Genomic DNA, 21299 nt, shown 5'->3' with positions numbered 1-21299 from the left:
ATATGTACGAATTACTTTTTTGGAGATATCTGGACGAAATTTACCTGAACAATCAGGAGGTTTATGAAGCTCTTCTTGAAAAAGAAGAAGTAGAAGGTCTTGCTATTCTTCAAACTGACGTAATCGTAAACAGAATTAATTCTGTTTTTTCTGACTGGGAAAGAGTCGATGAAAACAGCTGGAAAAATCCAAAAGGAAAAGGAGCATTTCAAGTTATTACCACACCACAAAGCATCAAAATAGATTGCTACGGAACAGAAGGAAAAACTATGAATAAATTGGTTGAGATCATGGAAGAATTCAAATTACCTCTTTACGATCCGCAGGTTCCGGAACGTTACGATGAAATGAGTGAATAAGAATTATGAATTATGAGTTATGAGTTATGAAATTAATAAGCAACAATTCATAACTCATAATTTATAATTAAATCTACCCATCCTTCAAAAGCAAATTTTGTTCTTTTCTCAATTTAACAACCAATTGATCCAGATACGTTTTTATTTTCTGAGGAAGCGTATTCCAATTCTGATCTTTTTTAAAACTTCTGCAATCGTCTAATTCGCATTCGACAGCACGAATCACGTATTTTTTATTTTTATAAATGGTAATAACTTTTACGCGTCTTATTTCATCATATTCAGTTCTTGTGCCATAAACGATTACAGGATCAATATAGCCATCGTTATCAATATCTTTTGTACTGCAGTATTTAGTCCAAAACCAAATGTTCGTTTCTTTCGGAACATAATCTTCAAGTAGATCATTAATTCTCCATTTTTCTAGAAATCCGCCGTGATCATTCATCACGCAAATTGCTTGAATTTTTGTATTTAAAGTATCTTTTTTAGAAATTGTTTTCTGATTTTCTCCTAAAACCAAATTGTATACACCGCCTTTATCACTAAATTCAAAAGCTCTGTAAATAGGAAAATCGGTTACGCCTTCAAGTTCGCGCTCTGAAATTTCCTGTTTGGATAATCTACGGCTTTCTGCTTTTTGAGAAAAAATAAATGACGAATAAAAGGAAAGTAAAATTAAAATATATTTTTTCATGCTTTTGCTAGGCTTTTAGTATATCAAAGATATTTAAACCTTTTGAGTTCTGCTAAAATTATGTTTTTTAGAATAGAAATTGTTGTATTTTTCTGAATTAAAATAATGACAAAGATTTCAAAGAAAAACTATAAAAATGATTACAATAAAACGCAGTGCTTTTCTTCTCGGAGTACTAATTTCAGTGCTTTCCATAAATAATGTAGTAGGACAGAACAAGTCGGCAGAAAAGCAAAATCTTATTCAATACGTCGACCCAATGATCGGCACAGCAAAAATGGGACATACCTATCCTGGTGCGACAGTTCCGTTTGGAAGCGTGCAATTAAGTCCAGAAACGGATACAATTGCCTACAGTTTAAACGGAAAATATAATGGCGAAGTTTACAAATACTGTGCTGGTTATCAGTATGAAGATAAAACCATTGTAGGATTTAGCCATACACATTTCAGCGGGACAGGACATTCCGATTTAGGCGATTTCTTAATTATGCCGACAACAGGAAAACTGCAATTGAATCCAGGTGTAGCCTCAAAACCATTGTCGGGTTATAGATCGGCATTTTCACATTCGACAGAAAAAGCAGAACCCGCTTATTACAGTGTTTTATTGGAAGATCATAAAATTAAAGTAGAATTGACGGCAACAACCCGAGTGGGAATGCATCAGTATACTTTTCCAAAATCTGATGAAGCACATATTATTCTAGATTTAACTTCGGGAATTTACAATTATGATAAAAAGAATGTTTGGACATTTGTTCGTGTAGAAAACGATACTTTAATAACAGGTTACCGTCAGACCAATGGTTGGGCGAGAACCCGAACGGTTTATTTTGCGATGTCATTCAATAAACCCATCAAAAGTTACGGACAAGCGGCGCAAGAAAAAAGTGTTTACAGAGGTTTTTGGGGAAGATTTGACCAAACGAAAAACTTTCCAGAAATGGCAGGACAAAACTTAAAATTGTTCTTTGATTTTGACACCAATGAAGGCGAAAAAATCAAAATAAAAATGGCTTTATCGCCTGTAAGTTCTGCTGGAGCTTTAGAAAACATGAAAAAAGAAACGCCTGACTGGGATTTCGAAAAAGTAAAAAAACAAAGTCAGGAAGTTTGGAATAAAGAATTGAATAAAATTCAGATAGAAACCATTCAAAAAGAAGATTTGGTGAACTTTTATACCGCAATGTATCACGCTTTTCTAGGCCCGACGGAATACATGGATTTGGATCGAAATTATAAAGGTTTGGATATGAATGTGCACAAGGCAGAAAATTTCACCAATTATACCAGTTATTCGCTTTGGGATACGTATCGTGCCTTGCATCCGCTATTTAATATTGTACAGCCTAAAAGAAATGCAGATATGGTCAGTTCGATGTTAGCGCATTCAGATCAGAGCGTTCATAAAATGCTTCCAATATGGTCGCATTATGCTAATGAAAATTGGTGTATGATAGGTTATCATTCTGTTTCTGTCGTAGCTGATGCCATTGTAAAAGGCAATATTTCTTTTGATGCCGAAAAAGCGCTTCAGGCATGTGTGAATACGGCAAAAGTTCCGTATTACGACGGCTTAGAATATTATATGAATAAAGGTTACGTTCCAGAAGATAAAAGTGGCGCTTCGGTTTCTAAAACTTTGGAATATGCTTACGATGACTGGGCAATTGCGCAAGCGGCAAAGAAATTAGGAAAAACAGACATTTATAATGAATTCATCAATAGATCGAAAAATTATAAAAATGTCTACGATGAGAAAACTGGTTTTATGCGTCCGAAATTAAATGATGGCAGTTTCAAGAAAGAATTTGATCCGTTAGATACACACGGACAAGGTTTCATCGAAGGAAATTCTTGGAACTATAGTCTATATATTCCGCAAGATCCTGCTAGTATGATTAATTTAATGGGCGGAAATGAGAAATTTAAAGTTCGTTTAGATTCGTTATTTAACATGCATCTTCCAGATAAATATTTTGAAAACACAGAAGATATTACCCGAGACGGAATTATCGGAAACTATGTTCACGGAAATGAGCCTTCGCATCATGTTGTGTATTTATACAATTGGACAGATTCGCCTTGGAAATCGCAAGGTAAAATTAGAATGATTTTGAAAAAAATGTACAGAAACGGTGCTGATGGTTTAGGCGGAAATGACGATTTCGGACAAATGAGCGCTTGGTACATTTTCAGCAGTTTAGGATTTTATCCAGTCGCTCCAGGTTCTGACGAATACGCATTGGGAAGTCCGTTATTGAAAAACGCTGTTTTAAATTTAGAAAACGGAAAAACTTTTGAAGTAGCAACTGTCAATCAATCGGATAAAAATGTGTTTGTTTCTAAAGTGCTTTTAAACGGGAAAGAGCTTTTTAAACCATTTTTAAAACATGAGGATGTTATGAATGGTGGGAAGATTACGTTTTATATGACTTCAAAACCAAATAAAAGTTATGGATTATAAATTATGAATGTTGCCGTGATGTCACCCTGAGCGGAGTCGAAGGGCGTTCCAATTGGCACAGGGCTTCGACTTCGTTCAGCCTGACAAAAGAGATGTAAAAATCGAGAAATTTGTGCAATTCGTGAAATTCGTGGCGAAAAAAAAGCGAAATTTGCATTCTAAATAAAGAAACGAAATATGAAAATAAATTTAAAATCAGGAATCGATAAATTACTTTTCGGAATGAAGCAGAACGATGTAACCGCTGCTTTAGGAAAACCTGATAAAAACTATAAAGACGAAGACGACAATGTTATTTTTGTTTACAATGCATTAAAAGCAAGATTAACATTCTATCAGGAAGAAGATTTGAAATTGGGTTACATTGTAGCCTCAAGCAATGATCTAGAAGTTTTCGGATTCAAATTAATCGGAAGAAAAATTGCTGATGTAAAGAAAGATTTCGCTGCAAAAGGAATTACAAAATACAATCAAGAAACATTCGATACTTTCGAAAATTACTTCAACGAAGACAATTGGTTTATCCTTCAAACGGAATTTGATGAGGTTGTGAAATTTGAAATTGGAGCAATCATCAATAGTAAAGATGAATTTGACTGGAAATTTCCGGTGAAGAAATAGTTTAGTTTGTCATCCTGAGGAACGAAGGATCACACTCGGAGATCGACAAAGACAATAGCGTAAAGTTTGTCAGGCTGAGCGGAGTCGAAGCCCCGCAACGTGATTAAGCATGACGGGCTTCGACTTCGCTCAGCCTGACAAAACAAAAAACCGATAATCGTATGATATCGGTTTTTTTTATGAATTATAATTAAGAAGAAATTATCCTTTTAACCATGCATTTTTAAGTTTCTCTTTTGAAGCATCAGTTGCTTTAAAAGTTTCAGATTCTTCGAAAGGCAGTTTTACGGTTCCTTTAATCGTTTCTTCTTTAGTACCACGTTTAACTTTAAGCGTAATTGGATCGTTTTCTTTCCAATTTTCACTTTCTGTAATCAAATCGTAAATGTTGTCTAAATTGTATGATTTGTTGTTTACTGCTAAGATTTTATCGCCACCTTTTAAATTCAAGTTTTTAAAGAATTCAATTGATTCTGAATCTGGACGAACAGCAATTTCTTTTGTTGCTTTATCAATTGTGATGTATGGAGTTTGTCCTTTAATAAACGGATTTCCAGCTTTTTTCTCTGTTGCTTTTGTAACGCCAACTTTAGCTAGATAAAAATCGTATGGAATTGGAGTTGTTCCTGCAACATATTTATTTAAAAATTCACCAACTTCAGGATAGGTTAATGAAGTAATTTTTGCGAATAATTCATCATCATTAAATGGTTTTTCAACACCATATTCATCAGATAATTTATGCATTAAATCCAAAATGCCTCTTTCTCCATTGCTTTTTTCTCTAATGATAATATCGATGCACATTCCAATTAAAGCACCTTTTTGGTATACATTTAAGTACTGGTCTTTGTATGGCTGCTCCAATACATTTTTACTCATTACAGTAAATGACATTGTATCATTTAGTCCTTTTGCCTGTTCAATTTTATCAGCAATACGAGTATAGAATTCAGCTTCATCAATCAAACCTTGGTTGATTTGGAAAAGATTCGCAAAATATTCTGTTACACCTTCATACATCCATAAATGCTCAGACATTTTTGGTGCATTGTAATCAAAAAACTGAATTTCTTTTGAATGAATAGTTAATGGAGTTACGATATGAAAGAATTCGTGAGAAACCACATCTTTCATAGATTCTACCAATTTTTCTTTAGGCATAGATTCTGGCAAAACCACTGTTGTAGCAGTTGGGTGTTCTAAAGCCCCAAAACCGTGCGCATCGTCTTTTGCCATGCTTGATAAGTACAATAACACCGTATATTTTTTAGTAGAGTTTACCTTTCCTAAAAAGTTTTTCTGTGCCGTCATCATCGTTTTCATCTCTGGCGTAATGCTTTCAGCAGTATATTTTCCAGTAGGAGAGTACACCGCAATTAAGATATCCATTCCGTTTACATTAAAAGTAGTGTAATCTGGTTTAGAATACATAATTGGGTTTTCTACCAAAATCGCATAACGAGAAGTTGTAAAAGTATCAGATGTATTGCTTGCATCTTGATCTGTCATAGAAGTAGCTCCCCAAAGTGTCTCAGGATGCGTAATCGTAACTTTGTACGGCACGTCTAATTTATCTTGAAAATATCCAACAAATCCATGTGTGTTTACCATGAAATTTTTTCCTGCATCGATGTTTGTTCCCGCTGGAGAGAAAACATCATCATTTCCAAATCCAGTTCCTTTTTCAGTATCGAAAGTGTCATTTACCAAGTAAGTGATTTTCTTTAAGGATTTTGCATTTGAGATAGACCAAGAATTATCGTCTAATCTCTTTACTGTAAGCGGATTTCCTTTAGCATCAAATGCTTTAAAATCTTCTGAAAATTTACCGTAATTATCTGTAGAATACGTACCTGGAACGGTTTTAGGAATGCTGTAAACAATTTCGTCAGTTTTAATAGCAGGAGGAGTAACAGTTACCAAAACTTTATCGTCTTTAACATCGGTTAAATTGATATTCACTTCAACTATATTGCTTTTTGCGGCTCCAGTGCTCCCTGTTTTACAGCTCCAAAAAGTTACCGCTAGAGCTAAGGTGTAAAGTATTTTTTTCATTTGTATATGTTTAGTTAATTGTATTTGACACAAAAAGCATTAAAAAGTTACTAAAAAATCACATTAATTTTAAAGATAAAAAAAACTCCTGAAAAACAGGAGCTTTATCTTAGTCTAATTTATTTTTTATATAATACTTTCCGTCCAAATCTTCATCAAAATCATCTATTTTTACTGGTTTTGGTTTCGGTTTGTTTGCAACTGCCTTCTTTTTCCACATCTCAAATTTTTCTGCAGGCATTTTCTTCTTCATGATTTCCAGAACTTCTTTTTCTGCTAATCCAAATTCTTTTTTTATAATTTCAAATGGATTTCTTTCTTCTAAAGCTAACGAAACAAGTTTTTCCGTTTCTTCCCAAGTTAATTCTTTGCGGCTACTCTTTTTCATCTCGTGAAAATTAATTCAAAATAGGGTGTTAATGATTAATAGATTGATTTTCAATTCTAGTATCAATATTATAAAAAAAAATAATACGTTGTTTCAGCAGAGTGCATTTTTTTTAATGATTTTAGCTGTTTTTGAAGGATCTTGATTTTTGAAATGGAATTTTTAATAAATTTTTCAATCGATTATTTTCCTCGGGCAGCATGTGAGTATCTACACCATATACCAGCTGATCTTTGGGTAAATAGGTAAAGGTTCCAAAAATTCTGTCCCAAACAGAAAAAATATTTCCGTAATTGCTATCAGTATAAGGCAGAACATAATGATGATGCACTTTATGCATATTTGGAGAAACGATAAAGTAGCTTAAAAAAAGATCTAGTTTTTCTGGAAGCGAAATATTAGCGTGATTAAATTGTGAAGCGATAACAGATAAAGACTGATAAAGAAAAACCATCCACATTGGAGTTCCTACAATTAATACGCCTAAAGTGGTAAAAACAAAACGGACAACACTTTCTCCCGGATGGTGCCTATTTGCGGTTGTAGTATCAATCCAAGTGTCGGTATGATGCACTAAATGAAACTGCCACAAGATTTTTACTTTGTGCTCTACCAAATGAGCTAAATAAGCGCCAATTAAGTCTAAAAGCAATAAACCAAGAATGGTATAAAGCCAGAGTGGCATTTGCGGAAGCCATTGCAAAATTCCAAAATTATGATCGACTGTCCAAGCGGCTGTTTTTATTAAAATAAAAGCTAGAATAAAGTTGACCACAATTGTAGTAAACGTAAAAAAGAAATTTATTCCAGCATGAGGCCATTTTCTATACTGCATTTTAAACAATGGAAAACTGTTTTCGATGAGCCAGAAAATAGTAATACCGCCAACCAAAATCAAACTTCTGTGCGAAGAAGGAATCGTAGAAAAATAAGTGATAATGTCATTCATACTACATAATATTTGAATTGAAGTAAAAATTTCTTTTGGTTTTATTCCATAAAAAAAGAGAAAACCAAATATAAATATATCTGATTTTCTCTTTAGAAATACTTTTTTAGAGTATTATTTTTTGATGAGGCTTATTATAAATAATAAAACCCAAGCGCCTCCAACTGCAATTAAAATCTGCCAGAGAAGTCCGCCACCGCCAATACCAAGCTTCCCTGCAATCCATCCGCCAATAAATCCGCCGATAATTCCAACGATGATATTACCAAGTAATCCAAAACCTCCGCCTTTCCAGATTTGACCAGCTAACCAGCCAGAAATTGCGCCAATAAGTAAGAAATATAAAAACTCCATGTTTATGTTTAGTTTATTTTGTTAATGATTTTTGTTAATTTTTTTTAAGGACATTACACTTCTGCATGATTTTGCAGTAATGTTTTATAAAGGAAACCTCCTGCTAATGCCCCAAGAATAGGAGCGGCCCAAAACAGCCAGACTTGAGAAAGTGGTTCTCCGCCCACAAAAATAGCCTGAGATAAAGATCTCGCTGGGTTTACAGAAGTATTCGTAATTGGAATACTAATTAAATGGATTAAGGTTAAAGCCAAACCGATTGCGATGCCACAGAAAGGAGTATTTGATAATTTGTCTGTTGCGCCTAAAATTATTAGGATAAAGAATAAAGTAAGTACAAACTCAGCGATAAAACAAGCTTGTAACGAATAACCATCAGGAGAAAAAGCGCCAAAACCATTAGATGCAAAGGCTCCAGCTTTTGTGCTGTCAATTGCAAAACCAGCTTTTCCAGAAGCTATTGTGTATAAAGTTCCTGCAGCGGCTGCCGCACCTACGCATTGTGCAATGATGTATGGAATAAGATCTTTGACAGAAAATCTTCCGCCTGCCCATAAACCAAAAGACACAGCCGGATTAAAATGTCCGCCAGAAATATGGCCAACAGCGTATGCCATAGTGAGCACTGTTAAACCAAAAGCCAGAGCAACACCCGCAAACCCGATTCCTAAATCTGGAATACCTGCAGCAAAAATAGCGCTCCCGCATCCACCAAAAACAAGCCAATAAGTTCCGAAAAACTCAGCAAATAATTTTTTCATAATAAAATAATTTAAATGGTTAATGTTAGAATGTATATTGGTATGCCCAATAAATTAAAACAAATTGTAAGGGCAAACGTACAAATAAAATCCATATTGGTAAACCAAAACCTGCTTTTTTATTTTCCAACATATACAAATTGGCTGGGAAAACAGCAATTAATAGCATTATAATTCCCCAAGCGGCATAATGTGTTGTAAAAGGCAGGATTAGAAAGATGCCCAAAATAATCTCAGAGGCACCACTTAAAATATTTATTAATTTGGGGTTTTTGAATGCGGGCGGAATGATTCTTATGTACATTCCAGGTTTTCTAAAATGATTTATTCCAGCAAGAATATATAAGGAAGCCATTAGATATAAATGCCAAGGTAGAATCATGATAAATATTTGTTTATCACTAATTTATAAAAAAAATTAACAATTATTGCATTACAGATCTTATTTTTTTAATAATGCCTGTTTGAAGTTATTTTTTAGGCTTGAAATTTACATTCATAATAATTATGGCAAGTATAATTAATACAATACCAATCCATTGAGAAAGGATTACTTTTTCGTTTAGTAAAACAAATGCCATCATTACAGAAACGGGCAGTTCAAGCGCAGAAACAATACTTCCTAATCCGATTCCAGTTAAAGGAAAACCTGCAGTCATCAAAAGTGGTGGAATTATAGTTCCAAACAAAGACAATACAATTCCCCATTTCAAGAAAATTTCCATATTGAAAGCCGTTACTTGAGTTGCAAAAGCAAACGAAAAAACAATAACAGCACCGCCTAGAAGCATATAAAGACTTCTCTGCGCTGATGAAATTTCGGTCGCAACGCTATTGGCAGTAAACATAGTGGTAGTAAAAGAAGCTGCAGCAAGCATTCCCCAAACTAAACCTCTCCAGTCGAGTTCGATATCATTATTGATAATATTGGTCGCTAAAACAGTTCCAAAAAGCACTATACAGACCGCAATGACTTTTTGTTTAGAAGGAAGTTTTTTTTCTAAAATCATTTCAAGCAAAACTCCCATCCAAACGGTCTGCATCAATAAAACGATTCCGATAGAAACAGGAATGTATTTTACAGCCAGATAATAAAATAAGCTGGTCATTCCTAATGAAGTTCCCGCAAGCATTAAACTGAAAATATTTTTAGGAGATGCTTTTACAGCAGTATTTTTATTTTTAATACGCTGAAAAAGGTTGATTAAAAGAATACCTAAAATTCCATAAATAAATTGTGAGGTCGTTACTTCTGCAGTTGTGTATCCTTCCGTATAAGCCATTTTTACAAAGGTAGCTAGCATTCCGTATGTGGTTGCTCCCAAAGCAACAAGAAAAACACCTTTTAATACATTATTTTGCGACGTCATAAATTATCTGTTTTAAAAAAATTAGCCGGCAAAGGTAAGTTATTTTGTTTAGGATTTCATCGTACTATGTTGAAAATAGTAATTTAATGATAATAAAATTCAATTTTAAAGTCTTGAATTAAGAATTCTTTAAAAAATGAAAACGCCGAAAAAGAGAAAAGCCATCAAAAATAATTCTGATGGCTTTTATTGGTAAAGAACAAATGTTCTCTATTATAATTATTTAGGCTGATTTTGGTAGGTTTCAATTTCGAAAACTAAAGTCGCATTTGGTGGAATTACACCGCCAGCACCTTTTTCGCCATAAGCTAAGTTTGAAGGTAGGAAGAAAGTTGCTTTTTCTCCGTCTGTCATCATATCTAACGCTTCAATGAAACCAGGAATCATTCCTTCTTTTTTACCAACTGTAAAAGGAAAAGCTTTGTATCCGCCTTGAGCATCTCTGTTAGCATCATATTTTCCGTATGCTTTTGCTACTGGAGCCATGCTGCTGTCAAATAAGGTACCGTCTTCAAAATATCCCGCGTAGTGAAAATAGATGTTAGATCCTTCAGCACCTTTAACGCCAGTTCCTTTTTGTGTAACAACATATTTTAGACCTGTCGCAGTTGCAGTAGCTTTTGCTTTTAAGTCTTTAAAATAAGCCGCTTTAGCCGTTACTACTTTTTTAGCTTCTTCTTTTTTAGCAGCTTCTTTTTTTACATCGTCGCTTAAAACTTTTAAAGCATCAAACTTCTTTGCCGCAGCACCTTTGCGTGTAATAACAATTTTTGTCATTACATCGTCCTGAACAATTTTGTTTACATTGTCCATTCCAGAAACTACATGGCCAAAAATAGTATGTTTTCCGTTTAGCCAAGGAGTGTCTTTATGCGTAATAAAAAATTGGCTTCCGTTTGTTGCTGGACCAGAATTAGCCATTGCCAAAACACCGCCTTTTTCGAATTTTAAATCGTCTACAAATTCATCTTTAAATGAATATCCTGGACCTCCAGAACCATTTCCGTCTGGATCACCACCTTGAATCATAAAGTCATTAATAACTCTGTGGAATTTTAATCCGTTATAAAATGGTTTTCCTTTAAGAGATGCTTTTACATTAGGATTTGTACCTTCTGCCAAAGTGATAAAATTAGCCACTGTAACAGGAGCTTTTACATATTCTAAGGATAAAACAATATCTCCTTTTGTAGTAGAGATTGTAGCAAAAATTCCGTCGCCGGGATTTGCAGCAACCGCTGTTTTAGTTGTAGGTTTTGCTGCTGGTTTTGCAGCAGGCTTTTTAGTTTGAGCCTGAATATTTACTACTGCTAGGCAGAATAAAAAAAGAAATTTAAACTTCATTATTATTTAAATTTAAGTCTGTGATTAAATAATTACGGTTTCTCTAATAACTGAATCTCAAAAATGATGTTCGCATTTGGCGGAATTACCCCTCCAGCTCCAGTTGCTCCATAAGCTAAATGAGAAGGGATAAATAAAACTGCTTTATCTCCAAAAGAAAGCTGCTCGATTCCTTCAATAAAACCAGGAATTAGGCCATCTTTTTTTCCTGCCTGAAACGGAATTGGCTGATAGCCGTTTTGTTCAGCTCTTGCAGCATCATATTTTCCAAAAGCTTTATTTACATCAGCAACGCTTGAATCAAATAAGGTTCCATCTTCAAGAAATCCTGAATAAGAAATATAAATTTGAGTTCCAATAGCTGGTTTTTTACCAGAACCTTTTTCTGTAATAACAAATTCTAAACCAGAGTTTGTTTTAGTTGCTTTTGGTTTAATAGAAGCATAATAAGCTACTTTTTCTTTTTGAACTTCAGCATATTTACTTTGTTCTTTTGCAATGTCAGCAAAATAATCGTGGAATACTTTTACAGCATCAAATTTCTTTGCAGCTTCACCATTTCTGATGATTTTTACAGAAACAATATTATCGCCTTGCACTACTTTGTTTACGACTTCCTGATCTTTAGCCTCTACAACATGACCAAAAATAGTATGTTTTCCGTCTAACCAAGGAGTTTCGACATGCGTAATGAAAAATTGGCTGCTGTTTGTTCCAGGTCCGTTATTGGCCATAGCTAAAACTCCAGCTTTGTCAAATTTTAAATCGGAGAATTCATCTTTAAATTTATAACCAGTATCTCCAGAACCTGTTCCTAATGGGTCTCCAGTCTGGATCATGAAACTTTCGATAACTCTATGAAATTTTAAACCATCAAAAAAAGGTTTCTTTTTAAGGTCTTCATGCGTTATAAACTCGTTCTTACCTTCAGCAAGAGTCACAAAGTTTGCAACTGTAATTGGCGCTTTTTTGTAATCAAGTTCTACAATGATGTGACCTTTGTTTGTTTCGATATCGGCATATAAACCATCTGGCAGATTACTGTGATCGTCTTTACAAGAATAAAATGAGCTTACGGCTATTAGTAATAATAAAATACTCTTTTTCATTTTAAGATATTGTTTTATTGAGTTAATGTGTCTTTTTTAGCTGGAGCCGCAGGTTTTGCAGCGGCAGGTTTTGGTGTTACGGTTTGTGAAGGCTGTGCTGCTGGTTTTGCAGTTGGTGCAGCCGGATCTGGAACAAAATTTCTAAGTGTTACAGTAACCATTAAAGATTCGTTTGTTCCAATTTTTTTGTTGTCACCGTGATATCCGTACGCCATATGTGATGGGAATAAAAATGTCACAGTTTCATTTTTGTGCATTCTTTTAATTCCGTCACGAAGCCCCATCATAATGTCTTGTTTGTCTACATAATAGGTTTGTGGACCAAGATCAGATTCGGAGTAAATGACATTTCCTTTTATATCTTTCACTTCCATATTAAAATAAGCGATATCGCCTTTTCTTGGAGCCAAAGTTTCGGTTGCATTTTTTTCTTCATAGCAAAACCAATAGCCTTTTGGAGTGGCATAATATTTTACTTTCGGATTGCTTTTGATTATTTTTTTAATGACATCTTCTTCATTTGCCACTAATTTTTTGTTTCGGTCAGCCGATTTTTTCATGAATGTTCCCGAAGCACTTGAAATAGGTCTTCTGGCTTCTTCAGGATGCTTACAGCTGATTGACAAAACAGCAATAAGCAAAGTGTAAATGCTAAGTTTTAGGTTATTCATGATTTGGACTATAATTTTAGTTTCTTTACTAAATCTTCAAATTTATTTACTGTTTCTTCCATCGAAACCTCCGATCTTCCGCCAGCTGCATTACTGTGTCCGCCGCCATTGAAATGATCTCGTGCAAACTGATTCACATCAAAACCTCCTTGTGAACGGAAAGAAATCTTGATAATGCCTTCTTCTTTATTTTCGATAAAAATAGCAGTAAAAACAATATCTTTTATACTTAAGCCATAATTAACAATTCCTTCTGTATCGCCTTTAACATAATTAAAAGAATCTAGCTCTTCTTGTGTTAACGTCATATACGAAGTTTTATGATCTTCAAGTATCTTCATGTTTTGCAAAGCGCGCCCTAATAGCTGCAATCTGCTGAAAGAACTATTATCGAAAAGCAAAACAGGAATCTGTGTATTTTCGACTCCTAAATCAATTAATTCGGCTATGATTCTGTGCGTGTTTCCAGTTGTTCCCGGAAAACGAAACGAACCAGAATCAGTAAGAATTCCTGTGTAGATGCAAGTTGCAATGTCTTTATCGATATCTTCTCTTTTGTTTAAGAAATCGATGAAATTATAAACCATCTCACAAGTCGATCCGAATGAAGTGTCTGAATAAGTATAAGCAGCATAATCATCAGGTTTCTGATGATGATCGATCATGATAAAAGTAGCATTCAGTTTTGCTAAAACATTCTCCATCATTTCGCCTGTACGGTGAAAAGCATTAAAATCAAGCGTAAAAATTATTTCGGCTTCTTCTAAAATCTGTGTACAGATTTCGGTTTCTTTCTCGAAAATTTTTACCGTTTCAGATCCTGGAAGCCAAGCTAAAAAATTAGGAAAATCATTCGGAGCAATTACCGTTGCCTGATGATTGTTTTGTATTAAAAAATGGTATAAACCCAACGTAGATCCCATTGCATCACCGTCTGGTCCTCTGTGCGGAATTATGACGATTTTCTTTGGGGTGGCGAGTAATAATTGAATCGCTTGAATATCTTGTATTTTCATAGTGTGCGAATTTACAGTTTTTAATGTAATGCTGAAAATATTTTTAGATCTCAGTGGTTAGTGGTCAGTTTTTTTAAGTGATCAGTGTTCAGATTGTTTAGTGTTCATTTCTATTATGGAATTTGGGTTTTAAATTGTTGTATGTAATTAGCACGCAGATGACGCAGATTCGCTATCGCGAAAACGCTGATTGACGCGGATTTTTTTGAACGTTTGAGTTCCTTAGGAACGCTGTATTTTGTAGCAACGGATTTTAATCCGTTGAAGCTCATGTAAATTAATTGGGATTTGGAATTTAAAAATATTTGGAATTTGCTACGGAAGCTTCGGAATAAAATATTGGAATTTGGAATTTAAAAATTGGAATTTTATTTTTTTTATAAATTCTGTAGTTCTTTCTTCTGAAACTTCTGATATAACTTGTACTTCGCACCTTTCACAATCTGTGATTTGTAAATTCCAACAGAACCCGAAGAAAAATAAGCAATCGTACAGGCAATTGCGATAAAGATTCCAGGAGCAACTCCGAATAATTCCATTCCCATAATGGTGCAGGCAATAGGAGTGTGTGTTGCGCCAGAAAAAACGGCTACAAATCCGATTCCGGCTAAAAGAGCAATCGGCATCGGAATAACGGTTGACAAAGCACTGCCTAAAGTTGCGCCAACAAAAAAGAGCGGTGTAACTTCTCCGCCTTTAAAACCAGCGCCTAAAGTAAATCCAGTAAATAAGATTTTAAGCAGAAAATCGTACCACGGGTTAGGATTTGAAAAGGAATCGACAATTACAGGAACACCCAATCCAGAAAATTTAGTAAAACCTAAACCAGCAATAGCAATCGCTAAAATAACTCCGCCAATTACGGGACGAAGCGGAGGATATTTAATGTTTTTTGAAAAAAGAGATCCCCAGAAATGAGTGCTTCTTGAGAATAATAAAGCAGCAAAGCCAGAAAGAAGGCCTACAATTATAGTATAAAAAACGTTGTTTAAACTAAGTTCTGGAATTGTTGGAATGCTGTAATGTGTATGTTTTATTTGCCAAAATTCTACCGTAAAATAAGCAGCATAAGCAACTAGAAAAGAAAGTAAAATGCTTTTGAAATTGATTTTACTAAAATATAAAACTTCTAAAGCGAAAATTGCACCGGCCAAAGGAGTTCCGAAAACAGAAGCAAAACCAGCGCTGATTCCGAGAATGATTAAAATTCTGCGTTCTGGATTATCAAGTTTGAATAATTTGGTGAACTGATCGGCAATCGCGCCTCCCATTTGTACCGCAGTTCCTTCTCGACCCGCCGATCCCCCAAACAAGTGCGTAAGCAGTGTTCCTAAAAGAACTAAAGGCGCCATTTTGAACGGAATAACTTTTTTAGGATTTTCGTATTCTTCCAATAAAAGATTGTTTCCTTTCGCAACAGATTCTCCCCAATAATAATAACTCAAACCAACCAGAAATCCACCGAAAGGCAAAAGCCACACAATCCATTCGTGCTGAATTCTAAACTGCGTAACCCATTCTAAAGAAACTAAGAAAAAAGCAGAAGCCGAGCCAGAAAGAATTCCTATTAATGCACAAATAACAATCCATTTAGGAATATCGAGCAGTAATTGTTTTGGATTTAGGGAAGTCATTAATGAGTGAAAATATTTAGCCACGAATTCACAAATTTATAAAATTAGTGTAGAATAAAATAATTCGTGAATTCGTGGCGAAAAAAAATCTAAACAACAGCTGTAAATTCTATTTCAACCAAATATTCTGGAGCAACCAGTTTGCTGATTTCATAAAATCCTGTTGTTGGTTTTATATCTTTAAAAAAAGCAGAATGCGCTCTTGCCACTTCTTCAAAAGTAGAAACATCGGTAGTGAAAATTCTAGTTCTAATAACATCTTTCATTCCCACATTTAAATCTTCCAAAACTTTTTCAACTCGCTCCAAAATATTATAGGTTTGCGCGTAAGCGTCATCAGCTTTTACTTTATCGCCGTCAACAATGGCTACAGTTCCAGAAACTTCAACGATGTTGCCAATTCTTACCGCTCGGCAATATCCCATTTTGTCTTCCCACGGAGATCCAGTTAAGATGTTTTCTCTTTTCATTTTTACAATTTTTGCGAATTTGTCAGTATGATTTTAAAAGCAAATTCAGGTTAATTTTAAGATGCTGCAATTTAAGAATTATGCTCCTGAAAGGAATTAAAAAAAGCTTGAAATCAATTCAGAAATTCAAGCTTTTTTGTGATATTAATTTGTTAATCGGTTTGTTTTTCTTCGTAAAGGCGAAGCTTATTTTGAACCGTATTTAAATTCTGCTGTAAGACTTCAATTTTATTCAGAAGATTTGCAATGGCATCAATTCCTTCCAGATTTATTTTGAGATCATAGTGCATGCGAATCATTTTTTCTATGGTTGGCAATTGTTCTGGTTCTAAAAATTCGTCATTTTCTTCCACAACAATATGAATCAAACCATAATTGTGGAGTTCGGTTATAAAAGTATTTTCAATTTCGTGGTACAAACAAAACTGTTTTATCTGGATTAAATTTCTGTTTTTCATGACTTTCTTAGTTTTGCTAATTCTTCAAATAACTCTTTTTCTTTATCCGACAGATTCGTTGGAATTTTGATTGTGTACGTGATGTACAAATCGCCAAATTGATTCTCTTTTTTGTAAACAGGAAATCCTTTTCCTTTCAGTTTTACCTTAGTTCCGGGCTGAGTTTCTGCTGGAACCTTGATTTTTACTTTTCCATCAAAAGTATTGATGTAAGTTTCTCCGCCCAAAATTGCCGTGTACAAATCAATCGGGGCTTCGGCATACAAATTATTTCCTTCACGTTTAAAATCTGAATTATTCGAGATGTTAAAAGTGATATACAAATCGCCGTTTGGACCTCCGTTTACACCAGGTCCACCATGATTTGGAATTTTTATAATCTGTCCGTTTTCAACACCAGCAGGAATCGTGATTCGGATATTTTTTCCGTTTACAGTTAGATTTTGTTTGTGTGTAGTGTAAGCAGATTTAAGATCCAATTCCAGCTCGGCATTAAAATCCTGACCTCTATATTTGGACTGCGATCTGCTTCTTCCGCCGCCGCCATACATCGAATTGAAAAAATCTGAAAAATCGCTTCCAGAAAAGTCTCCGCCAAAACCAGAAAAATCGCCTTCAGAATATTGAGAACTGCTTTGTCTGCTTTGCTGCTGATTCGGATCGTAACCTGCTTTTTCGAACTCGTCGGCATGTTTCCAGTCTTTTCCGTATTTGTCGTATTTTTTTCGATTTTCGGGATTGCTTAAAACTTCATTAGCTTCATTTATTTCCTTGAATTTTTTTTCGGCTTCCTTATCATTCGGATTCAAATCGGGATGATATTTTCTGGCCAGTTTTCTATATGCTTTTTTGATGTCTGCTTCCGTAGCAGCTTTCGTTACATCTAATACTTTGTAATAATCTATATAATCCATTTCCTTATGATTTTATAAATGGTAAATAAAGCCTTGAAGTTAAGAAAAATCTGCTGATTTTCAAAATATTGGAATAGAACGCAGATGAGACGGATTTGCTAATGCAAAACGCAGATAAAAACTAATTTTTTTAAATTTTAAATAAAGGCGAACGCAAATTTGATTTTCAACGCCAAATAGAATATTCAGTTTTGGAATTTGGAATTTAAAAATTTGGAATTTAATTTTTCGCAGAAAAATCATCTTTTGGCAGGTTTTTTGATTCCAAAAATTAGCTTAATTTAATGTTATAAAACTCCTAAAGTTGTAGTAGCTAACTTAATTATACTATTTTTGTGAAGCAGGACTTTTGGTTATATTAATCATAAAAAGCCGATTCGATAATACTTTTTTCAATGAAGCACATTTTATTTTTCATATTATTTTTTACTGCTTTGTCAGTATCAGCCCAAGCCGAATTTAATACTAAATTCAAAACTATTCCTGGGGGAAAGTTTACTGCAAAGCCCAAAAAGACTCCAATTCCTGACGTAAAAGATCCGCAGGCAAATACGCTTGATGTTCCGAGTATTAAAACACCAAACGTTTTTGAAAATACGACTATAACTCCAAAATCAAAATTTCAGATAGGAGAAGAAAAAAGCAAGTTTACCATGTCTACCGAGACCGATTTTGCTAATCCTGGCGATCGTTACGTAGCCAAAATGGAAAAAGATTTGGATAAAGCTTTAAAAGATGCAGGATTGCGAGAAGGCCGTGGTGTTTTGGTAAAGAGAAATATTTCTTTGGGTGATTTTAAAACCAAATCAGAATATTTTATAGTGAAGTTCCGAGACTTTGGAGCTATCGACGGCGATTTGGTTAAAGTATCTTCAAATGATCAGGTAATCCGCGACCGACTTTTATTAGACTCCAATTTCCAGCAAGTAAAAATTAACCTCGGACAAGGTTTTAATAAATTAGATTTCGAAGCCTTAAATATAGGTACACTAGGAGGAAACACCGCAGAAATACAAGTCTACGATGATAAAGGCAATCTGGTAACAAACGATTACTGGGACAATCTTGCCGCAGGATTTAAGGCGTCTATTGTTGTAACGAAAGAATAGCGCTTGCAGCGCTAGTTACAAAGTTGCAAAGTAACAAAGGTTCAAAGTTTTACGCTTAGTATACCTTTGAACCTTTGTTACTTTGTCTCTTTGTCTCTTTGTTACTTTGATCAAAATGGATCCGCAGTAACCTTAAATTTCATTTCTGCTTTTACCGTTACATCTTTTGTCAAAGTTTCTTTTAGGGTAACTTTAGTTCTTATTTTGTAGCTATCTGCTTTAATATATTCATCCAATCTTTTATCAGTGCAAATCAAATCGATCGTGTTGCTTGAGACGTTAATATTGTCTTGGTACGCTAATTCGATTTCTTCTGAATTGGCTGTGGAAATATACAGATGAATCGATTTTAAAAACGTAAAAGTCTTATCTGAAGGTTCTGTAATCGCTAATTTCAGCGATCTGATTTTTACGTCTTTTACTAAACTGGCCTTTGTTTTATTATTTTCAAATTCAGCCGAAGAATTGGTTGTGACTTCTGGCGTAATAATCTCCGAAGGAAGATTAATTGGTGAAGTACTCTGGATTTTAATCGAAGCATTATTCGAAATAGTAAAAGTCAATAAATCATCGACAGCATCACAAGAAGAAAAAAAGATAGACAGAAAAGCCGTCAGAGCGATAAGTTTTGATTTCATAGTTAATTTTTAGTTACAAAGTTGCAAAGTTTCAAAGTGACAGAGAAACTAAGAAAAAATGAAACTTTGTTTTTTGGGTTTGTTTAAAATTGTTTTTTCCTAATTACGAAGTTTTTGGGAAAATGGATTTCTTTAGAGTGACAAAGTTACAAAGGCTCAAAGTGACAAAGGTTAATGCCTTTTGAATTTTACCTCTGAACCTTTGTTACTTTGTCACTTTGAACCTAAAATCGGAAGTATGAAAAAAAATATTTTTTTTTCATACTTCCGATTTTTACTTTTCGAATATAAAAAGTACTTTTGCGCATGCAACACAACGTACTTATTTTAGATTTCGGATCGCAATATACTCAGCTTATTGCGCGTAGAGTTCGCGAATTAAATATATTCTGCGAAATTTTTCCTTACAATCACATTCCAAGTGATTTATCAAGTTATAAAGCCGTAATTTTAGGAGGAAGCCCTTTCTCTGTTCGTGGAGAAGACGCACCGCATCCTGATTTATCGCAAATTAGAGGTAAAATGCCTTTGCTTGCTGTTTGTTACGGAGCACAATATTTAGCACACTTTAGTGGTGGAGAAGTTGCTGCTTCAAACACAAGAGAATATGGTAGAGCTAACTTGTCTTATATTAAAGAAGGTGAAACTTTCTTTGATGGAGTTTCAGAAAATAGCCAAGTTTGGATGTCTCATAGTGACAGTATCAAAGCTTTACCAACAAATGCGGTAAAATTGGCAAGCACACATGATGTAGAATATGCTGCTTATAAAATTGAAGGCGAGACTACTTATGCAATTCAGTACCATCCAGAAGTTTACCATTCAACTGATGGAAAAAAGATGTTGGAAAACTTCTTAGTAAAAATTGCTGAAGTTCCTCAAAACTTTACTCCAAATGCTTTCGTTGACGAAATGGTAGCAGAATTAAAAGAAAAACTAGGAAACGATAAAGTAGTTCTAGGTCTTTCTGGTGGAGTAGATTCTACTGTAGCCGCAGTTTTATTAAACAAAGCAATCGGTCAAAATTTATATTGCATTTTCGTTAACAACGGACTTTTGCGTAAAAACGAATTCCAAAATGTATTAGATCAATACAAAGGAATGGGATTAAACGTAAAAGGTGTAGATGCTGGAGATCGTTTCCTTGGAGAATTAGCCGGAATTAGTGATCCTGAAACCAAACGTAAAACTATCGGACGTGTATTTATCGAAGTTTTTGATGATGAATCACACCTTTTAGAAGACGTAAAATGGTTGGCGCAAGGAACAATTTACCCAGACGTTATTGAGTCTGTTTCTGTAAAAGGCCCTTCTGCAACAATCAAATCGCACCACAATGTTGGTGGATTGCCAGATTATATGAAATTGAAAATTGTAGAACCGCTTAGAATGCTTTTCAAAGACGAAGTGAGAAGAGTTGGAGCTACATTAGGAATAGATCCAGAATTATTAGGAAGACATCCTTTCCCAGGACCTGGATTATCTATCAGAATCTTAGGAGATATTACTCCAGAGAAAGTTAGAATTTTACAAGACGTTGATTCTGTTTTCATCGAAGGATTAAAATCTTGGGGATTATACGATAAAGTTTGGCAGGCTGGAGCAATTTTGCTTCCTGTAAACAGTGTAGGAGTTATGGGTGATGAGCGTACTTACGAAAAAGTAGTAGCGCTTAGAGCCGTAGAATCTACAGATGGTATGACGGCTGACTGGGTTCATTTACCTTACGATTTCTTGATGAAAGTGTCTAACGACATTATCAACAAAGTAAAAGGTGTGAATCGTGTCGTTTACGATATAAGTTCAAAGCCACCTGCAACAATTGAGTGGGAATAAGAAATATTGCTTTTAAATGATAAAAAATGCTCACTTTTGTGGGCATTTTTTTTGTTTATATAGGAGTGAAATC

Annotated in this window: 22 protein-coding genes; 5 read left to right on the top strand and 17 right to left on the bottom strand. The window is 34.5% G+C overall.

Annotated features, from left to right (window positions below):
• Positions 1-2 precede the first annotated feature (2 nt).
• On the top strand, positions 3-359 hold the full coding sequence (locus Q9Q97_RS10545) for a hypothetical protein (RefSeq protein WP_306156741.1): 357 nt from the start codon (positions 3-5) through the stop codon (positions 357-359).
• A 73-nt stretch (positions 360-432) separates the two neighbouring features.
• On the opposite strand, the gene Q9Q97_RS10540 is transcribed toward Q9Q97_RS10545, so the two are convergent.
• The gene (locus Q9Q97_RS10540; RefSeq protein ID WP_306156739.1) at positions 433-1056 is read right to left on the bottom strand and encodes a M949_RS01915 family surface polysaccharide biosynthesis protein; all 624 of its coding nucleotides are present in this window, start codon (positions 1054-1056) and stop codon (positions 433-435) included.
• A 136-nt stretch (positions 1057-1192) separates the two neighbouring features.
• Between Q9Q97_RS10540 and Q9Q97_RS10535 the strand changes: the two genes are divergently transcribed.
• Together Q9Q97_RS10535 and Q9Q97_RS10530 are read left to right on the top strand one after the other, a co-directional pair.
• Positions 1193-3526, top strand: coding sequence for a GH92 family glycosyl hydrolase (locus Q9Q97_RS10535; RefSeq protein ID WP_306156737.1), 2334 nt, complete (start codon positions 1193-1195; stop codon positions 3524-3526).
• Between the two features lie 177 nt (positions 3527-3703).
• Positions 3704-4147, top strand: a complete 444-nt coding sequence (locus Q9Q97_RS10530) for a hypothetical protein (protein WP_125719238.1) — start codon at positions 3704-3706, stop codon at positions 4145-4147.
• 201 nt (positions 4148-4348) lie between these two features.
• Here the strand turns inward: Q9Q97_RS10530 and Q9Q97_RS10525 are convergent, their stop codons facing one another.
• The 15 genes from Q9Q97_RS10525 to Q9Q97_RS10455 all read right to left on the bottom strand — a co-directional run bounded on the left by Q9Q97_RS10525 (position 4349) and on the right by Q9Q97_RS10455 (position 17643).
• On the bottom strand, positions 4349-6205 hold the full coding sequence (locus Q9Q97_RS10525; protein WP_306156734.1) for a peptidase M61: 1857 nt from the start codon (positions 6203-6205) through the stop codon (positions 4349-4351).
• A gap of 109 nt (positions 6206-6314) precedes the next feature.
• Positions 6315-6593: a DUF2805 domain-containing protein gene (locus tag Q9Q97_RS10520; RefSeq protein WP_306156732.1), complete on the bottom strand. Its 279-nt coding sequence runs from the start codon at positions 6591-6593 to the stop codon at positions 6315-6317.
• Positions 6594-6714: 121 nt separating this feature from the next.
• A complete protein-coding gene (locus tag Q9Q97_RS10515; RefSeq protein WP_306156731.1) occupies positions 6715-7542 on the bottom strand; it encodes a sterol desaturase family protein in 828 nt (275 codons plus the stop codon).
• 114 nt (positions 7543-7656) lie between these two features.
• Positions 7657-7896 carry a GlsB/YeaQ/YmgE family stress response membrane protein gene (locus tag Q9Q97_RS10510; RefSeq protein ID WP_306156729.1) on the bottom strand — a complete coding sequence of 80 codons (240 nt, stop codon included), beginning with the start codon at positions 7894-7896 and terminating at the stop codon, positions 7657-7659.
• Positions 7897-7949: 53 nt separating this feature from the next.
• Entirely contained in the window at positions 7950-8657 is a 708-nt protein-coding gene (gene aqpZ / locus Q9Q97_RS10505; RefSeq protein ID WP_306156727.1) for an aquaporin Z, read from the bottom strand.
• A 25-nt stretch (positions 8658-8682) separates the two neighbouring features.
• Positions 8683-9039 carry a DoxX family membrane protein gene (locus Q9Q97_RS10500; RefSeq protein ID WP_306156725.1) on the bottom strand — a complete coding sequence of 119 codons (357 nt, stop codon included), beginning with the start codon at positions 9037-9039 and terminating at the stop codon, positions 8683-8685.
• A gap of 88 nt (positions 9040-9127) precedes the next feature.
• On the bottom strand, positions 9128-10027 hold the full coding sequence (locus Q9Q97_RS10495) for a DMT family transporter (RefSeq protein WP_306156723.1): 900 nt from the start codon (positions 10025-10027) through the stop codon (positions 9128-9130).
• 219 nt (positions 10028-10246) lie between these two features.
• Positions 10247-11371 (bottom strand): peptidylprolyl isomerase, encoded by a 1125-nt coding sequence (locus Q9Q97_RS10490; RefSeq protein ID WP_306156722.1) that lies wholly within the window; start codon positions 11369-11371, stop codon positions 10247-10249.
• 32 nt (positions 11372-11403) lie between these two features.
• Positions 11404-12480, bottom strand: a complete 1077-nt coding sequence (locus Q9Q97_RS10485) for a peptidylprolyl isomerase (protein WP_306156720.1) — start codon at positions 12478-12480, stop codon at positions 11404-11406.
• A 14-nt stretch (positions 12481-12494) separates the two neighbouring features.
• Positions 12495-13151, bottom strand: a complete 657-nt coding sequence (gene gldI, locus Q9Q97_RS10480; RefSeq protein ID WP_306156718.1) for a gliding motility-associated peptidyl-prolyl isomerase GldI — start codon at positions 13149-13151, stop codon at positions 12495-12497.
• A gap of 8 nt (positions 13152-13159) precedes the next feature.
• Positions 13160-14167: a bifunctional oligoribonuclease/PAP phosphatase NrnA gene (locus Q9Q97_RS10475; protein ID WP_306156716.1), complete on the bottom strand. Its 1008-nt coding sequence runs from the start codon at positions 14165-14167 to the stop codon at positions 13160-13162.
• Between the two features lie 377 nt (positions 14168-14544).
• Positions 14545-15801 carry a voltage-gated chloride channel family protein gene (locus Q9Q97_RS10470; RefSeq protein WP_306156714.1) on the bottom strand — a complete coding sequence of 419 codons (1257 nt, stop codon included), beginning with the start codon at positions 15799-15801 and terminating at the stop codon, positions 14545-14547.
• 89 nt (positions 15802-15890) lie between these two features.
• Positions 15891-16271, bottom strand: coding sequence for a RidA family protein (locus tag Q9Q97_RS10465; RefSeq protein WP_306156712.1), 381 nt, complete (start codon positions 16269-16271; stop codon positions 15891-15893).
• Positions 16272-16423: 152 nt separating this feature from the next.
• Positions 16424-16729 carry a chaperone modulator CbpM gene (locus tag Q9Q97_RS10460; protein ID WP_306156710.1) on the bottom strand — a complete coding sequence of 102 codons (306 nt, stop codon included), beginning with the start codon at positions 16727-16729 and terminating at the stop codon, positions 16424-16426.
• Positions 16726-17643, bottom strand: coding sequence for a J domain-containing protein (locus Q9Q97_RS10455; protein ID WP_306156708.1), 918 nt, complete (start codon positions 17641-17643; stop codon positions 16726-16728). Before Q9Q97_RS10455 ends, Q9Q97_RS10460 begins: the two co-directional genes overlap by 4 nt.
• A 395-nt stretch (positions 17644-18038) precedes the next feature.
• Here Q9Q97_RS10455 and Q9Q97_RS10450 point away from each other — a divergent pair, with 395 nt between their 5' ends.
• A complete protein-coding gene (locus Q9Q97_RS10450) occupies positions 18039-18752 on the top strand; it encodes a hypothetical protein (protein ID WP_306156706.1) in 714 nt (237 codons plus the stop codon).
• 110 nt (positions 18753-18862) lie between these two features.
• Here the strand turns inward: Q9Q97_RS10450 and Q9Q97_RS10445 are convergent, their stop codons facing one another.
• The gene (locus Q9Q97_RS10445) at positions 18863-19390 is read right to left on the bottom strand and encodes a hypothetical protein (protein ID WP_306156704.1); all 528 of its coding nucleotides are present in this window, start codon (positions 19388-19390) and stop codon (positions 18863-18865) included.
• 306 nt (positions 19391-19696) lie between these two features.
• Between Q9Q97_RS10445 and guaA the strand changes: the two genes are divergently transcribed.
• Positions 19697-21226 carry a glutamine-hydrolyzing GMP synthase gene (guaA, locus tag Q9Q97_RS10440; protein ID WP_184164142.1) on the top strand — a complete coding sequence of 510 codons (1530 nt, stop codon included), beginning with the start codon at positions 19697-19699 and terminating at the stop codon, positions 21224-21226.
• The last annotated feature ends 73 nt before the right edge of the window (positions 21227-21299 follow it).

It is taken from the genome of Flavobacterium sp. DG2-3, from assembly GCF_030730925.1.
Classification (GTDB): domain Bacteria; phylum Bacteroidota; class Bacteroidia; order Flavobacteriales; family Flavobacteriaceae; genus Flavobacterium.
Note: the sequence above shows the minus strand (reverse complement) of the source record. Positions and strands in the feature narration are given on the sequence as shown.

What these genes read in the sequence shown, in the direction of transcription:
- Q9Q97_RS10545 (WP_306156741.1), top strand. Translation starts at nt 3, where the DNA reads ATGTACGAATTACTTTTTTGGAGATATCTGGACGAAATTTACCTGAAC.
- Q9Q97_RS10490 (WP_306156722.1), bottom strand. Translation starts at nt 11,371, where the DNA reads ATGAAGTTTAAATTTCTTTTTTTATTCTGCCTAGCAGTAGTAAATATT.
- Q9Q97_RS10540 (WP_306156739.1), bottom strand. Translation starts at nt 1,056, where the DNA reads ATGAAAAAATATATTTTAATTTTACTTTCCTTTTATTCGTCATTTATT.
- Q9Q97_RS10525 (WP_306156734.1), bottom strand. Translation starts at nt 6,205, where the DNA reads ATGAAAAAAATACTTTACACCTTAGCTCTAGCGGTAACTTTTTGGAGC.
- Q9Q97_RS10470 (WP_306156714.1), bottom strand. Translation starts at nt 15,801, where the DNA reads ATGACTTCCCTAAATCCAAAACAATTACTGCTCGATATTCCTAAATGG.
- Q9Q97_RS10530 (WP_125719238.1), top strand. Translation starts at nt 3,704, where the DNA reads ATGAAAATAAATTTAAAATCAGGAATCGATAAATTACTTTTCGGAATG.
- Q9Q97_RS10535 (WP_306156737.1), top strand. Translation starts at nt 1,193, where the DNA reads ATGATTACAATAAAACGCAGTGCTTTTCTTCTCGGAGTACTAATTTCA.
- Q9Q97_RS10500 (WP_306156725.1), bottom strand. Translation starts at nt 9,039, where the DNA reads ATGATTCTACCTTGGCATTTATATCTAATGGCTTCCTTATATATTCTT.
- Q9Q97_RS10475 (WP_306156716.1), bottom strand. Translation starts at nt 14,167, where the DNA reads ATGAAAATACAAGATATTCAAGCGATTCAATTATTACTCGCCACCCCA.
- gldI (WP_306156718.1), bottom strand. Translation starts at nt 13,151, where the DNA reads ATGAATAACCTAAAACTTAGCATTTACACTTTGCTTATTGCTGTTTTG.
- Q9Q97_RS10450 (WP_306156706.1), top strand. Translation starts at nt 18,039, where the DNA reads ATGAAGCACATTTTATTTTTCATATTATTTTTTACTGCTTTGTCAGTA.
- Q9Q97_RS10455 (WP_306156708.1), bottom strand. Translation starts at nt 17,643, where the DNA reads ATGGATTATATAGATTATTACAAAGTATTAGATGTAACGAAAGCTGCT.
- Q9Q97_RS10495 (WP_306156723.1), bottom strand. Translation starts at nt 10,027, where the DNA reads ATGACGTCGCAAAATAATGTATTAAAAGGTGTTTTTCTTGTTGCTTTG.
- aqpZ (WP_306156727.1), bottom strand. Translation starts at nt 8,657, where the DNA reads ATGAAAAAATTATTTGCTGAGTTTTTCGGAACTTATTGGCTTGTTTTT.
- Q9Q97_RS10485 (WP_306156720.1), bottom strand. Translation starts at nt 12,480, where the DNA reads ATGAAAAAGAGTATTTTATTATTACTAATAGCCGTAAGCTCATTTTAT.
- Q9Q97_RS10465 (WP_306156712.1), bottom strand. Translation starts at nt 16,271, where the DNA reads ATGAAAAGAGAAAACATCTTAACTGGATCTCCGTGGGAAGACAAAATG.
- Q9Q97_RS10460 (WP_306156710.1), bottom strand. Translation starts at nt 16,729, where the DNA reads ATGAAAAACAGAAATTTAATCCAGATAAAACAGTTTTGTTTGTACCAC.
- Q9Q97_RS10445 (WP_306156704.1), bottom strand. Translation starts at nt 19,390, where the DNA reads ATGAAATCAAAACTTATCGCTCTGACGGCTTTTCTGTCTATCTTTTTT.
- Q9Q97_RS10520 (WP_306156732.1), bottom strand. Translation starts at nt 6,593, where the DNA reads ATGAAAAAGAGTAGCCGCAAAGAATTAACTTGGGAAGAAACGGAAAAA.
- Q9Q97_RS10510 (WP_306156729.1), bottom strand. Translation starts at nt 7,896, where the DNA reads ATGGAGTTTTTATATTTCTTACTTATTGGCGCAATTTCTGGCTGGTTA.
- Q9Q97_RS10515 (WP_306156731.1), bottom strand. Translation starts at nt 7,542, where the DNA reads ATGAATGACATTATCACTTATTTTTCTACGATTCCTTCTTCGCACAGA.
- guaA (WP_184164142.1), top strand. Translation starts at nt 19,697, where the DNA reads ATGCAACACAACGTACTTATTTTAGATTTCGGATCGCAATATACTCAG.